The organism is Klebsiella sp. K47, from assembly GCF_051858335.1.
GTDB classification, from domain to species: Bacteria; Pseudomonadota; Gammaproteobacteria; order Enterobacterales; family Enterobacteriaceae; genus Klebsiella; species Klebsiella pneumoniae.
Genome location: NZ_JBPYUI010000044.1, coordinates 12,513 through 24,801 on the forward strand (window position 1 = coordinate 12,513; position 12,289 = coordinate 24,801).

14 protein-coding genes and 4 pseudogenes are annotated in these 12,289 nt (G+C 54.7%); 15 read left to right on the forward strand and 3 right to left on the reverse strand.

The annotated features are described in order from the left end of the window. Positions 1 to 347 (reverse strand): annotated as a pseudogene (locus tag RRF55_RS25860) (hypothetical protein); the annotation flags it as partial. 414 nt (positions 348 to 761) lie between these two features. Between RRF55_RS25860 and RRF55_RS25865 the strand changes: the two are divergent. Both RRF55_RS25865 and RRF55_RS25870 read left to right on the forward strand, forming a co-directional pair. Then, positions 762 to 1,967 (forward strand): AAA family ATPase, encoded by a 1,206-nt coding sequence (locus RRF55_RS25865; protein ID WP_009484138.1) that lies wholly within the window; start codon positions 762 to 764, stop codon positions 1,965 to 1,967. Continuing rightward, positions 1,967 to 2,941, forward strand: coding sequence for a ParB family protein (locus tag RRF55_RS25870; RefSeq protein ID WP_009484137.1), 975 nt, complete (start codon positions 1,967 to 1,969; stop codon positions 2,939 to 2,941). The genes RRF55_RS25865 and RRF55_RS25870 overlap by 1 nt, the downstream gene beginning before the upstream one ends. Positions 2,942 to 3,022: 81 nt before the next feature. Here RRF55_RS25870 and RRF55_RS25875 read toward each other — a convergent pair whose 3' ends face one another. Further along, entirely contained in the window at positions 3,023 to 4,294 is a 1,272-nt protein-coding gene (locus RRF55_RS25875) for a Y-family DNA polymerase (protein ID WP_009484136.1), read from the reverse strand. Continuing rightward, positions 4,294 to 4,725, reverse strand: coding sequence for a translesion error-prone DNA polymerase V autoproteolytic subunit (gene umuD, locus RRF55_RS25880; protein ID WP_001568036.1), 432 nt, complete (start codon positions 4,723 to 4,725; stop codon positions 4,294 to 4,296). The genes RRF55_RS25875 and umuD overlap by 1 nt, the downstream gene beginning before the upstream one ends. Before the next feature lie 232 nt (positions 4,726 to 4,957). Here umuD and parM point away from each other — a divergent pair. The 13 genes and pseudogenes from parM (at position 4,958) to RRF55_RS25945 (ending at position 12,072) form a co-directional block, all read left to right on the forward strand. Further along, a pseudogene (parM, locus tag RRF55_RS25885) lies at positions 4,958 to 5,929 on the forward strand (plasmid segregation protein ParM domain-containing protein). A 2-nt stretch (positions 5,930 to 5,931) separates the two neighbouring features. After that, positions 5,932 to 6,603 (forward strand): plasmid partitioning/stability family protein, encoded by a 672-nt coding sequence (locus RRF55_RS25890; RefSeq protein WP_009484196.1) that lies wholly within the window; start codon positions 5,932 to 5,934, stop codon positions 6,601 to 6,603. A gap of 62 nt (positions 6,604 to 6,665) precedes the next feature. After that, positions 6,666 to 6,896 (forward strand): hypothetical protein, encoded by a 231-nt coding sequence (locus RRF55_RS25895; RefSeq protein WP_009484195.1) that lies wholly within the window; start codon positions 6,666 to 6,668, stop codon positions 6,894 to 6,896. A 158-nt stretch (positions 6,897 to 7,054) separates the two neighbouring features. Continuing rightward, positions 7,055 to 7,260, forward strand: a pseudogene (locus tag RRF55_RS25900) (hypothetical protein); the annotation flags it as partial. A 71-nt stretch (positions 7,261 to 7,331) separates the two neighbouring features. Further along, on the forward strand, positions 7,332 to 8,033 hold the full coding sequence (locus tag RRF55_RS25905; RefSeq protein ID WP_001568041.1) for a DNA methylase: 702 nt from the start codon (positions 7,332 to 7,334) through the stop codon (positions 8,031 to 8,033). After that, positions 8,033 to 8,254, forward strand: coding sequence for a hypothetical protein (locus RRF55_RS25910; RefSeq protein ID WP_009486129.1), 222 nt, complete (start codon positions 8,033 to 8,035; stop codon positions 8,252 to 8,254). Before RRF55_RS25905 ends, RRF55_RS25910 begins: the two co-directional genes overlap by 1 nt. Before the next feature lie 9 nt (positions 8,255 to 8,263). Then, on the forward strand, positions 8,264 to 8,683 hold the full coding sequence (locus tag RRF55_RS25915; protein WP_009486130.1) for a DUF1380 family protein: 420 nt from the start codon (positions 8,264 to 8,266) through the stop codon (positions 8,681 to 8,683). Between the two features lie 53 nt (positions 8,684 to 8,736). Then, the gene (locus tag RRF55_RS25920; protein ID WP_023287111.1) at positions 8,737 to 9,504 is read left to right on the forward strand and encodes a hypothetical protein; all 768 of its coding nucleotides are present in this window, start codon (positions 8,737 to 8,739) and stop codon (positions 9,502 to 9,504) included. Positions 9,505 to 10,184: 680 nt separating this feature from the next. Next, a complete protein-coding gene (locus RRF55_RS25925) occupies positions 10,185 to 10,613 on the forward strand; it encodes an antirestriction protein (RefSeq protein WP_009485093.1) in 429 nt (142 codons plus the stop codon). Positions 10,614 to 10,657: 44 nt separating this feature from the next. After that, on the forward strand, positions 10,658 to 11,164 hold the full coding sequence (locus RRF55_RS25930; protein ID WP_009485092.1) for an antirestriction protein ArdA: 507 nt from the start codon (positions 10,658 to 10,660) through the stop codon (positions 11,162 to 11,164). A gap of 42 nt (positions 11,165 to 11,206) precedes the next feature. Further along, positions 11,207 to 11,287, forward strand: a pseudogene (locus RRF55_RS25935) (hypothetical protein); the annotation flags it as partial. Positions 11,288 to 11,462: 175 nt separating this feature from the next. Continuing rightward, positions 11,463 to 11,717 carry a DNA polymerase III subunit theta gene (locus RRF55_RS25940; protein ID WP_074194767.1) on the forward strand — a complete coding sequence of 85 codons (255 nt, stop codon included), beginning with the start codon at positions 11,463 to 11,465 and terminating at the stop codon, positions 11,715 to 11,717. A 34-nt stretch (positions 11,718 to 11,751) separates the two neighbouring features. After that, a complete protein-coding gene (locus tag RRF55_RS25945) occupies positions 11,752 to 12,072 on the forward strand; it encodes a hypothetical protein (protein ID WP_023287108.1) in 321 nt (106 codons plus the stop codon). Positions 12,073 to 12,289 lie beyond the last annotated feature (217 nt).

Below are 12,289 nucleotides of genomic sequence, written 5' to 3' on the forward strand. Positions count from 1 at the left end.
TTCCCACAGTCCCGGTCGTCTGCAAAGTTGACCTGTTTCCCACAGTCCGGGCCGTACGCGGAGTTGACCTGTTTCCCACACTCCCGATCGTCCGAGAAGTTGACCTGTTTCCCATAGTCCGGGCCGTCCGCGAAGTTGACCTGTTCCCCACACTCCCGGCCGCCCGCGAAGTTGACCTGTTTCCCACAGTCCGGGCCGTCTGCAAAGTTGACCTGTTTCCCACAGTCCCGGCCGCCCGCGAAGTTGACCTGTTCCCCACACTCCCGGCCGCCCGTGAAGTTGACCTGTTTCCCATAGTCCCGGCCGCCCGCGAAGTTGACCTGTTTCCCATAGTCCGGAGCGTCCATTAAAGTTGACCTGTTTCCCACAGAGGATGGAAAACTCTTCTTGTGCTGAGCGTAAGAGCTATCTGCCGGAACGGTTCCTCTTCGCTTCCTCGCCAGTTCGCTCGCTACGCTCGGTTACATGGCTGCGGCGAGCGCTGATACATAAGGCTCAGCATTGCACCGGTCGTAACTAAAATCAGAATCCTTCTGAATGACCCTCCTGTCTTGCAAGTTGGATACCTTTCTCAAAGCCCTTTTGTATGAGTTGTTGTTGATGGTCAAAAGTGCGTCTGCGTGTTGCTGCAGTGTGATTTAGTAGCACGCCCGTCGAGCTTCATCCCCCTCCTGTTGAGAGCGAAATCAAAACAATATGATTTTTTGCTTGCAACATGACTCTTTTTGTTCAAAATGACAAAAAACGTCATGAGGTGATAAATGGACAATATTGAGCAGTTACGGAAAGTCGCTACACGTGCAGGTAAGCTTCTGACATCTTTGAGCGAAAGTATTCGCCAGCAAAAAGAGGAATTGAAGCTTACCGAGTTCTATCAGGAATACAGCAAAGCCGCTCTGTATAAGCTGCCTAAGCTCAGTAAAGGCAGTGTTGAGTATGCTGTGTCCGAAATGGAAGCCGGTGGCTACATTTTTAAAAAGAAACCTTCTGGTAATACGATGAAATACGCGATGACGATTCAGAATGTCATCGATCTGTATAACCATCGTAAAGTACCGAAGTACAGGGATCGCTTCGATAAAGCCTTTACGATTTTTGTTTGTAATCTTAAAGGTGGTGGTTCCAAGACAGTTACTACCGCTTCATTATCACATGCTTTTCGAGCTCATCCTCAGCTTCTGTTCGAGGACCTGCGTATTCTGGCCATCGATTTCGATCCGCAGGCATCTCTGACGATGTTCCTGAGCCATGAGAATTCAGTGGGCCTGGTTGAAAATACGGCGGCTCAGGCCATGCTCCAGAACGTGTCTCGTGAAGAATTACTTTCCGATTTTATAGTACCGTCTATTATCCCTGGTGTTGATGTAATCCCCGCTTCCATTGACGATGCATTCCTTGCTGAAGGCTGGAAGGGATTGTGTGAAGAACATCTCCCAGGGAAAAATATTCATGCTGTGCTTAAAGAGAACATTATCGATAAGCTCCAGCATGACTACGACTTTATTTTCCTTGATAGTGGTCCTCACCTTGATGCGTTCCTGAAAAACTGCATTGGGGCGGCAGACCTGATGTTGACCCCTCTTCCACCGGCTACGGTTGATTTTCATTCTTCCCTGAAGTTTGTGGCCAGCCTCCCTGCCCTCATAGATTCCATCGAAATGGATGGGCACACCTGCAATCTCATCGGTAATGTCGGCTTCATGTCCAAGATCCTGAACAAGTCTGATCACAAAATTTGCCATAGTCAGGCCAAAGAGGTTTTCGGTGCCGATATGCTAGACATGGTTCTGCCGAGACTGGATGGTTTCGAACGCTGTGGGGAGACTTTTGACACAGTTATTTCAGCAAATCCAGCAACCTATGATGGAAGTACAGAGGCACTAAAAAGCGCAAAATCAGCAGCGGAAGACTTTGCGAAGGCAGTCTTTGATCGCATCGAGTTCATTCGTACTAACGGAGGTATGTGATGTCGAATGAGAAAAGAAAAACCATCGGCAGACAGTTAAATACCCAGGCGTCAATGGTGGAAATGATGGACACCGGTAGAAGCCAGGTATTTACCTTAAAAACCGGCAGGAAGGTAACGTTCAAGTTTGTTCGGGTGCCTGCATCTGAAGTTGAAAGTAAGACCTTCGTAAACCAGGAAAACAACGGAAGAGATCAACTTGCACTGACCAGGGAGTCCCTGAAATCGATTATCCAGACGATTAAGTTTCAGCAGTTCTTCCCCTGTATTGGTGTTAAGCAAAGTGAAAGGATTGAGATACTGGATGGTTCAAGACGGCGAGCCTCAGCGATTTTTGTCCGTACAGGCCTTGATGTAATGGTTACCGAAGAACATTTATCAGCTGATGAAGCCCGCCAACTGGCTAAAGATATCCAGACAGCTAAAGAACATAATCTTCGGGAGATTGGCCTGAGATTGATCGCTCTTAAAGAGTCCGGATTTAATCAAAAGGAAATTGCTGAACTGGAGGGGTTATCTCAGGCTAAAGTTACCAGGGCACTGCAGGCGGCGGCCGTACCGCAAGACTTGATTTCTCTGTTTCCGGTTCAGTCGGAGCTATCGTTTAGTGACTATAAACTTCTTTTAGAAGTTAATGAAAAACTCAGTGAAAAGGGATTAACGCCTGAAGAACTCATTCAGTCTGTATCAGCTCAGCTCGATGCAATTTTGAGTGATGGCGAGCGACCAGAAGACGAACAGAAAGCCAGTATACTGAAGCTGATTTCTCAGGCATCTCAGGCATTGATAGATCCATCTCCTAAGGAAAAATCAGTGGTCTCTCCACTCTGGTCTTTTGAGGAAAAGGACAAGTTCGCGCGTAAGCGTGTGAAAGGGCGCACGCTGACTTATGAGTTTAGCCGTATGTCAAAAGTGATTCAGGATGAACTGGACAAGGCTATCAACGAGGTCCTTGACAGAAATTTGAGTCAATAATTTCGCCATGGCGATTTCACATCTAACTTATTGTAATTAGGCAGTTTAGGCTGATGATTTCAAGGTGAAATCGCCAAAGTTTCACGCCAGTTTCGCTGCTGGAATATCTGACCATCGTGTCGTATAAGCAGGAGAAAGCATCTCCCGTTTCATCTGCCATTCCGGGGCAATACCCCGCCCCGCAAACCAGACCTTCCCCAGCCCTGAGTTGTTGATCCCGTCCAAAACCTTCATTAGTTCAGCGCTGTGTGGACGTGGCGGACGTTCGTCGAACAGCTGCAGCTGAGACACGCCAGAGCCGGTGAAATCATTCAGCATAACTCCGGCTTTGGCATACCGGTGCCCATCCCTCCAGATACGCTCCATAGCCGTTGTGGCGGCTGCAATGATGTCCCTGGTGTCCTGAGTGGGTGTAAGAAGTTTTTCCGTAGCCACGTTGCCGTAGTAAGGCTCTTTAACGGCGAACGGAGACGTTTTGATGAAAACAGAAATATGCCGGCAATACTGGTGCTCTTTACGCAGTTTTTCAGAGGCCCGCTCTGCGTGCTGACAGATAGCCTGACGGAGTGACTCGTACTCCGTGATCTTTACGCCAAAACTGCGGCTGCAGACAATTTGCTGTTTCGTCGGAGGGACTTCCTCAAGCGAAAGGCAGCTTTCCCCGTTCAGTTCACGTACCGTTCGCTCAAGGACCACAGAAAAATTTTTGCGGATGAAGGCCGGGTTGGTCAGAGCCAGATCGAGCGCGGTCTTTATGCCCAGCACATTTAGCTTGCGTGCAATACGGTTACCCACCCCCCAGATTTCTTCAACCGGCTGGAGTGAAAGCAGTTTCCGCGTTCTCTGCGGATTTCCCCTGGTCAGAGCGAGTACGCCACGAAACTGTTTCCACTCTTTTGAGGCCCACTGGGCTGATTTTGCGAGGGTTTTCGTTGGTCCGGCGCCCACGCCAATGGTCAGGCGGGTACAGTCATACACGTGCTGACGCAGCTGCCGGCCGAAGTCCTCAAGCCCCATACAGTGCTCCACGCCGGTCAGGTCGAGGAACATCTCATCAATGGAATACTGTTCCACCCTGGGGGCCAGTTCCTCCAGGCAGTTCATCACGCGCGCCGACATCGAGGCGTAAAGTTCATAATTACTTGAAAACGCATATATTTTTTCCGGGTATCTTTCGTTTTTTATCTGAAACCACGGAGTTCCCATTTTGATCCAGGGCTTCGCCTCGGCACTGCGAGCGATTACGTTCCCGTCGTTGTTGCTCAGGACGACTATCGGCTTTCCTTTCAAATCCGGGCGGAAAACACGTTCACAGCTGGCATAGAAGCTGTTCACATCGGCCAGGGCAAACATCAGTACATCTCCCTCGGGCGGTGGATGATATGCGTGACAACGCCAAAGATATCCAGCTCGTCGGGATCAGGATAAATCGGCGACCAGGAGGCATTCATGGGCTGCAGCGTCAGTCGCGGCGTCAGCAGAAGCCGTTTCACCGTAAACTCCCCCTGTACGCTGGCGACAACGATATCGCCGTGCCGCGGCTTTTCAGCACTGTCCACAACCAGCAGATCGCCATTGTACAGACTGCCGTCGGCCATGCTGTCTCCGCTGGCACGCAGGTAGTACGTCGCGCTCGGATGCCGTATGCAGTAATCATGGAGATCCAGATCGGACTCGACATAGTCAGCAGCAGGGCTGGGAAAACCGCAGCTGGCCAGATCGGCAAACAATGGATGGGCCTGTGGCGGGAGTTCTTTCCCGGTGCTGAAAAGTTGTAGCTTCATCTTTCCTCCTGATACTCTAATTTTACTGGTTATACATACAGTATATTTAACAGCGTGACGATAATCCAGATCGCATGCCTTAAGAACATTTTGAGTAAATAAAGGTGTTCAAAATGCTTAAATTAATCATTTTGATATTTTTATATTGCTCATATTGAGAAATATTGCTTTGATTTTTTCATTTTGCTCGTATAATTGGTATCAAATTGAGTGTAATTAACGGAGCATATTGATGAATATTTACTGAGATGATGGTTCAACTAATGTTAAGCTGGCATGGTTTGAAGGCGATGAGCTTCAGACACGGGTCTCTGCGAACTCCTTCCGGCATGGCTGGAAAGTGGCGGAATTCAGTGCGGCAACGTTCAATTATCAGGTGGGCACGCTGAAATACACCTGGGACAGCGTCAGCCGGGATGCCATCCCGACAACAAACGTGGATTATCAGTACGGTGATCTCAACCTGCTGGCTGTGCATCATGCGCTGCTGAACAGCGGACTGGAGCCGCAGCCGGTGAGTCTGACCGTGACGCTGCCCCTGAGTGAATATTACGACGGGGACTGCCAGCGGAACGAGGAGAACATACGACGCAAACGGGAAAATCTGATGCGTGAGCTGGTTCTGAATAAGGGCAGGGCGTTTACCGTAACGGACGTGAAGGTGATGCCGGAATCACTACCGGCGGCGTTCTCCCGTCTCGCTGAGCTGAAACCTGGCCCCGCGGAGACCACCCTGATTATCGATCTCGGTGGCACCACGCTCGATGCCGGTGTGATTGTCGGCCAGTTTGATGATATCAGTGCGGTGCACGGTAATCCGTCTGTCGGCGTGTCACAGGTCACCCGCGCAGCTGCAGGCGCGCTGCGGGCGGCAGACAGCGAAACCAGCGCCCTCATCGCTGACACTATCATCCGCAACCGCAATGATCGTCAGTATCTGCAGCGTGTGATCAACGATGCCGGTAAAATTGACGAGGTTCGGAACAAAATAACAGAGGCAATCACTTCCCTGGGGGCGCGTGTCACCAGTGAGCTGACGGCCTTCAGGAACGTTAACCGGGTATTCCTGGTCGGGGGAGGGGCTTCCCTCATAGAAGAAGCTATCCGTCAGGCCTGGCCTCTGGCTCCTGACCGTATCGAGGTTATCGGCGATCCGCAGATGGCGCTGGCCAGGGAGATTGCCCTTTACAATAAAGAGGACTAAACGTGCCGGACGGCCAGTATTCTTTCTATCTGCACAGCGACGATCGCACCGACATCGCGGCGATGGCAACTATCAGCACCATCTCACAGCCCCTGCGCGGTGAGTTCATCCGTACCGCCGCCACCGCCGGGGCGGTGGTATTCCAGGTGGATGCCCGTTTACCGGCGCTGATCCCGGTGTTCTTTGCCGGGCAGCTGAGCGCTGTCCGCCTTTGCGCCGTGATGGCCCTGGTCTCCGGAACCTGGTCCTCACTCACCGGCCTTCCGGATGAGCCCGAAAATGGTGAGGCTGCTCTGCCCGTGTCACCGGAGACAGAATACCAGCGCCGGCGTTACACCCTGACACTTCAGAATGGCCGGAGTGGGGAACGGGTGGAAAGTGTGCTGACGGAAGCGTCATCCCGTCTGCGTGGCGATCTGCTGAGAAACCTGATTATCACCGGTCTTGCCCTCCACACGACGGCACCGGAGCTGCCGCGTCTGCTGGCCAGTATGCCGGTACCGCCCACCTCGGTCAGTGAGCTGCAGGCACTGGTTCAGCAGATGGCCGGCACCGCTGGCGTGAGCAGGGCTGCAGCTGCAGTACCGGATACGCCGGCAACATCTGCCGTGCCGGTGTCCGGGGCGGATACCCGGGAAATAAAGAAAAATATGCGGCGTGCATTCGGCGACTAACAGTACGAATCACATCCACTACTACACCGATTTCAAATGACTGGCATCCCAGGGAGGTTCTCATGTCACCAGGATTCAGAAATGTTCTCCGTCTCGCCCGCATTCCCGTCGACAGCAGTGAACCGGTGCGCAGAAAATTTGGCAGCCGGCTGATTGGCATTGTGACGGTATGTCTGCTTCCGCTTCTGGTTTTCGACGTTCCGCAGTGGGTTTTCATTTTGTCGCAGGTCATCTGGGGGGCGGGTGTCTATGTTGGCCTGTCCGTGGCCGGGGATAAATCCCTGAACCGCTGATACAGATTTCCTGGCTGTTCAAAAAAGGAGCAGACGTGGTGGCGTCTGTTCTCCCGTGCTTCTCCGTCGTTTGCCTTCAGGTTATCCACAATCTTAAGCCCCGGATTTGTGGACAGGTAGCCGACAATTCCCCATTCACCTGGCGTTAACGCAAGCCTGCCGCCCGCTGCCAGTGTCTCGCGTCCGGTCTGGTACGGGACGGGCGGTTTTTCCGCTCCGGCCCGGCGTCGTTGAGAGTGTACGCCAGTCCCTCGCCCTTTTAAGGAACGCCCTTCAAGCCGCTTTCGCGGCATATCCTTGCCGTCGAAAAGACGGACGGCTGCGGTATTCCACGGTCGGCCTGACCCGTGACCGGACGCGATGAACAGGCAGCGTGCGGCAGGGAACGGTATCGCGGTGATGCCTCCTGCCCCCTCTGACTACAGGAGTGCTGCCATGTCCAGATTCATTCTCGGGAACTGTATTGATGTGATGCGCGGATTCCCCGACCGTGCCGTGGACCTTATTGTGACCGATCCGCCTTACCTCGTCGGTTTTAAGGACCGCCAGGGCAGACAGATTGCCGGGGATGTGACGGACGAATGGCTGCAACCGGCCACGCTGGAGATGTATCGCGTCCTTAAAAAAGACGCGCTTATGGTGAGCTTCTACGGCTGGAACCGTGTGGACCGCTTTATGGCCGCGTGGAAGGCGGCAGGATTCTATGCCGTGGGCCAGCTTGTGTTCACCAAAAACTATGCCTCCAACCGTCGTAACGCCAGGGCCCGACGCGGATTTGTGGACTACTGCCATGAAGGGGCTTATGTCCTTGCCAAAGGCCGCCCCGTGCCGCCCCTTAAACCGCTGCCGGATGTGCTGCCCTTCCCGTATACCGGTAATACCCTGCATCCGACGCAGAAACCGGTGGAGGCGCTACAGCCGCTGATTGAGTCATTCAGCGCCCCGGGCGCGATTGTTCTCGACCCGTTTGCCGGAAGCGGTTCGACCTGCGTCGCTGCATACCGTGCCGGACGCCGCTATATCGGCATCGAAATGCTGGCGCAGTACCACCGGGCCGGAACCGAACGACTGGCCGCCATGCACCGGGCCGTCAATACCCCGGCGGCGAACGATGAATGGCTCCCGGAGGCCGCGTAATGAATTACGACGGACACGAAGCCCTGCGCCGCGATATGGCCGGGCTGGCGAACAATCTTTGCGACCTGAAAACCACCCTGAAAGTGCTGGAAGACACGTACCACTACCGGTACGACGGACTGGCGGAACGGCTTGCCGGTATCAGTCTGCGACGTCTCAGCGTCCTGATGGATGAGGCGTTCAATATTGCACTGATGCTCGATGAAAGCTTTCAGGACTGAGGAGAGAACATGTACGGAACCCGTGAAGACCTTTGCAGGATGCTGAGTGAGCAATATCCCGCAGAAACCCCGCTGAACCTGATTATCTGGACCCCGGCGGATATTGAAGCGCTGGCTGACGGGATGGAATATTCCTTTTCAGAACAGGACGTAAGGGCCGTGCTGGAACGCATGGACGCTATACCGGAAGAACAACGGCTTGAGTCGGGCGTGTCAGCCGGCCTGGTGATGGCACTGATAGACCAGGTGAAAGAGAGCGGGCAGAGGGTGACTGTGCCAGTTGACCTGCTTGAAACCCTGCTGATTACCGCCGAACAGGCATTGTGGGACAGGGAATGGACCGCACGGGATCGCAATCAACCGGTGCCGGAAAGCGTCATGCGCCGCCTGGCAGATACAGCGAAAGTGCGGGCATTACTGAAAAGCTGACAGCAGATCGCCCCGCCACGCTGCGGGGCGATATACCCCGGACAGAGACGATAATGATGAAAAATGAAACCCTTAACACGCTTATTCTGCGTCACGGCGACCGGATGCTGCGCCAGGCTGGCTGGCCCGACGCTGTTGATATGGCGCCCGTCGCACCCGAAACCGTACCCGGCTGGCTCGCCGCCTGCGGCTCTCTCAGCGGCGTGGAAATCCTCACGCTTACGGAACAGCTTTGTCAGCCGCTGACGTATGGCCGGGCAGCGTTGTTGCTCGCCAGCGCCCGGCGGCTGGCGGGAACCCCGGCTCGTCTGCATCTCTTTCCGGTGCAGGCATATCCGCATCCGGAGCGGCTGGCTGACTGTCAGGTTATCCGCCTGCCTTACGCTCAGGAGTGGCTGACGGCGGCGGAATGTGACGATCTGCTGGCCTTCCTGAAAGCCTCCCTCACGCAGATATCGGAAATCGTCCACCGGGATACGAAGTGCATCGCCGCCGCGCTGAAGCCGTCCGTCAATCCCCGTCTGATGGACAGGCGGATCTGTGACTGGCGCTTGCTGGCCGTGGAGTATGATCATGATAACTGCCTGGACGAAGACGAAACCGACAGGCTGGATCAGGTCCTCGATGCCATTCTGATTCGCGATGCGCGATTCTGCCCGGTTCTGCTCACCCTGGTTAACGAGCGGGAGGAAACTATCAGGAGCGCAGGGGTTATCGCTGATCAGCTGCGTTTTACGGACACTCCGGTCCGGCGCTGGTTTGATCGCCGGGTTTTAAGGGAAATGGTGAGAGAGGCCCGCGCCAGCAGAACTCAGGAGTGACAGCCCGGCGCATCAGGGGAGGGGGGACCCTCCCTTGTCAGCCTGCCGGCACAGGAGGAGTGGTGCGATAAGGATGTCGCCGTGCCGGCTCCGCGTCCACCCGGCCCGGTTTCCGGGCCTTTTGGGTGAACACAACCCTCTGTTATCGCCGTGCCGTGTGCTGTCTGTGCCGTGCCTTCACTGTAGCCCGGCAGCCGCAGAGGCTGGAGTTCGCTGGCGCACCCATCTCCGGATAAGGAAGTCGCCGGCTTGCCGTTGCCGCCGGCTCCGCTTCACCCGGCCCCATCCCTCCGGTCTGTGGCCTTATTCCTGCGTCTGTCGCGTCGCGACATCTGCTTCCGCTTTTCTCCCTGTGGTCGAAAAACGGGGGGAGAAACCCTGTATTCAACCTCCTGCATCGCGACGGGTAGTGCCGTGCCTTCACTTTAGCCCGGCTGCTGCAGATGCAAGGGTTCGCTGACGCCGCCATCCTCGCCCGGTCGCAGTTTTTTTTTGATGCTCGCCGTTCTTCCCGTCGTTTTCTCGCTCAGGTTTCGCTCGAAAACCGTCCAGACCCGCTTCGCGCTTTATCTGCGCTGCGGCCTCCGGTGTCGCCCCTGCATCTTCCGCTTTCCGCCGGGCTGACGTGTCGGCACGGCACAACCCGGTGCCGCAGTCCATGTGATTACGGAGGTTTTACCATGCAGTATGTGACAACACGCCCCGTCCTGAATGTTGAAGAGTGTGACCGCCTGTCTTTTATGCCCTACCTGTTCGGCACGGATTTCATGCTCGCAGAATTGCAGGTGTATGCGCTGGCGAAACAATGGATGCCTGAATACAGCAGTGAGTTCTGGCATTTCATCCGGCTGCCAGAGGGCGGCGGTTACATGATGCCGGATTGTGGCCGGGTTCATCTGGTCAACAGTGAAAACTGGTTTGATCGCCCGGTCAGCGCCGACGCGGCGGGCATTATTCTGACCAGCCTGGCGATCAATCGCCGTCTGGCGGCCCATCATGACAGCAGTAACCCGGCACTGACCCGCCTTTATATGCTGCGTGATGCCCAGCTCTGGAATCACATTACCCTTCACCCGGAATGCAACGCCATTTACGCCGCGCTGGACTGATTAACGACCGGGGCGGCCATGCCGCCCCGCAGGGAGACGAAAAAATGAATTCATCCATCACCACTCCGGCCATCTACGTGGGCACGTATCACCAGTACAACAGCGGCAGTATTTTTGGCAAATGGTTTGATTTAACCGATTTCGACGACGAAGACGAATTTTATGACGCCTGCCGGGCGTTGCATGCCGCCGAGGATGACCCCGAGTTTATGTTTCAGGACTGGGAAGGGATCCCGTCTCAGTTTGCCTCTGAATCCTCTGTTAAGTGGGCGTTTATCGAGGCATTCCGGCAGGCGCAGGACGAAGGACGCGCCGCCGCGTTTGTGGCCTGGGCGGAATATACCGGCGAGTGCGACTATGACGCCTTTGATGATGCGTATTGTGGCGAGGCTGAAAGCGAGGAGGATTTTGCTTATGGCTTTGTGGAGGATCACGGCCTGTTAAACGAGGTGCCTGAATCCCTGCGCGTCTATTTCGATTATGAGGCTTACGCGCGGGATCTGTTCAGCAGCGGCTATGTCTTCCATGAAGGCTATGTATTCAGCAACTGATTACTATCCGGCGGGGAAGCCCGCCGGTTAAGGAGAAAGCACATGAAACTTGCACCACAAAGCGGCGATATCCTGCGACAGTACAAAGCCCTGATTAATGCCCGCCGCCGCGATGCCGGGCAGGGGGGAACCTCTGCCGCTTCCGGCAGCGCGAAAACCCTGGCAGGCTGCGCCTGCCGGAGAGAGACGTCGCCGCGCCTCCGGCGCCACGCACTCTCCTCTTCGTTGTCAGTCGCTGTTGCCCGGGAATACGCGTATTATCAGGGATATCTTCCTGTAAAGCAGACCGGTGATGCATATGTCAAAGTGGAATATCGCAGCTTTTCCAAAAGAGAAGCAGGACAAAGTAGCCGTCGATAAGGTGGCCGCTGCCGTTGCCTGGCAGGAAAGGATGAACAAGCCTGTTGTGCCTGAGCTTGTTGAACGGGAACAGCCTGAACACCTGCGCGAATATTTCCATGAACGGCTCCGCGTACATCGACTGAACAGTCAGCAGCTGCCGCGCGCAAATGCGCCCGAATATAATAAACCCGGAGATGAGCAGCAGAAGTGATTCTTATCGTCAGTGTGTCCAGGGAGGAAATTTTATGCGTATGTCTCTGATGTTTGCAGCTGTGACGCTTTTAACCGGTATTAACCTGTTTTTTATTCCGTTTCAGCCTGTTCCGGCTCTGTGGGGGGCTATCCTGGCCGTTGCTTTTGTTCTGATTAATGTCGTGGCGGATAAGCTGCGCCTCTGGAGTGGCATTGTGTGGATTATCGTTGCCGGCATCATCATAACGCTGATGCTGAAGGGGAAAGAGCCGGGCGACGAATTACGCGGGTTGATCACCGTTTTTGCTTTCCTGGCTTCGGCCTGGTACTGCGTTGTTCAGTACAGAAAAGAGAAGGGCGAATCTCAGTCCTGACCTGACCAGACCAGACCAGACCAGACCAGACCAGACCAGATCAGATCAGACCAAACCTGACCGGTACTCTCCATCTTGCTGCTGCTCTTCCTCCGCCTGACTTTCTTTTCACACAATCTGCCCCGGGGCCACCTTCGGCTCCTGACCCGCTGCCGCGGTTCAGTCGTCGAGCCACACTCCGCTAACCGCGAAAAGACGCGGTAAGCTCCGCCGAACC

Coding starts and splice junctions, on each gene's coding strand:
- RRF55_RS25865 (WP_009484138.1), top strand. CDS start 762: ATGGACAATATTGAGCAGTTACGGAAAGTCGCTACACGTGCAGGTAAG.
- RRF55_RS25870 (WP_009484137.1), top strand. CDS start 1,967: ATGTCGAATGAGAAAAGAAAAACCATCGGCAGACAGTTAAATACCCAG.
- RRF55_RS25875 (WP_009484136.1), bottom strand. CDS start 4,294: ATGTTTGCCCTGGCCGATGTGAACAGCTTCTATGCCAGCTGTGAACGT.
- umuD (WP_001568036.1), bottom strand. CDS start 4,725: ATGAAGCTACAACTTTTCAGCACCGGGAAAGAACTCCCGCCACAGGCC.
- RRF55_RS25895 (WP_009484195.1), top strand. CDS start 6,666: ATGTCACCAGGATTCAGAAATGTTCTCCGTCTCGCCCGCATTCCCGTC.
- RRF55_RS25905 (WP_001568041.1), top strand. CDS start 7,332: ATGTCCAGATTCATTCTCGGGAACTGTATTGATGTGATGCGCGGATTC.
- RRF55_RS25910 (WP_009486129.1), top strand. CDS start 8,033: ATGAATTACGACGGACACGAAGCCCTGCGCCGCGATATGGCCGGGCTG.
- RRF55_RS25915 (WP_009486130.1), top strand. CDS start 8,264: ATGTACGGAACCCGTGAAGACCTTTGCAGGATGCTGAGTGAGCAATAT.
- RRF55_RS25920 (WP_023287111.1), top strand. CDS start 8,737: ATGATGAAAAATGAAACCCTTAACACGCTTATTCTGCGTCACGGCGAC.
- RRF55_RS25925 (WP_009485093.1), top strand. CDS start 10,185: ATGCAGTATGTGACAACACGCCCCGTCCTGAATGTTGAAGAGTGTGAC.
- RRF55_RS25930 (WP_009485092.1), top strand. CDS start 10,658: ATGAATTCATCCATCACCACTCCGGCCATCTACGTGGGCACGTATCAC.
- RRF55_RS25940 (WP_074194767.1), top strand. CDS start 11,463: ATGTCAAAGTGGAATATCGCAGCTTTTCCAAAAGAGAAGCAGGACAAA.
- RRF55_RS25945 (WP_023287108.1), top strand. CDS start 11,752: ATGCGTATGTCTCTGATGTTTGCAGCTGTGACGCTTTTAACCGGTATT.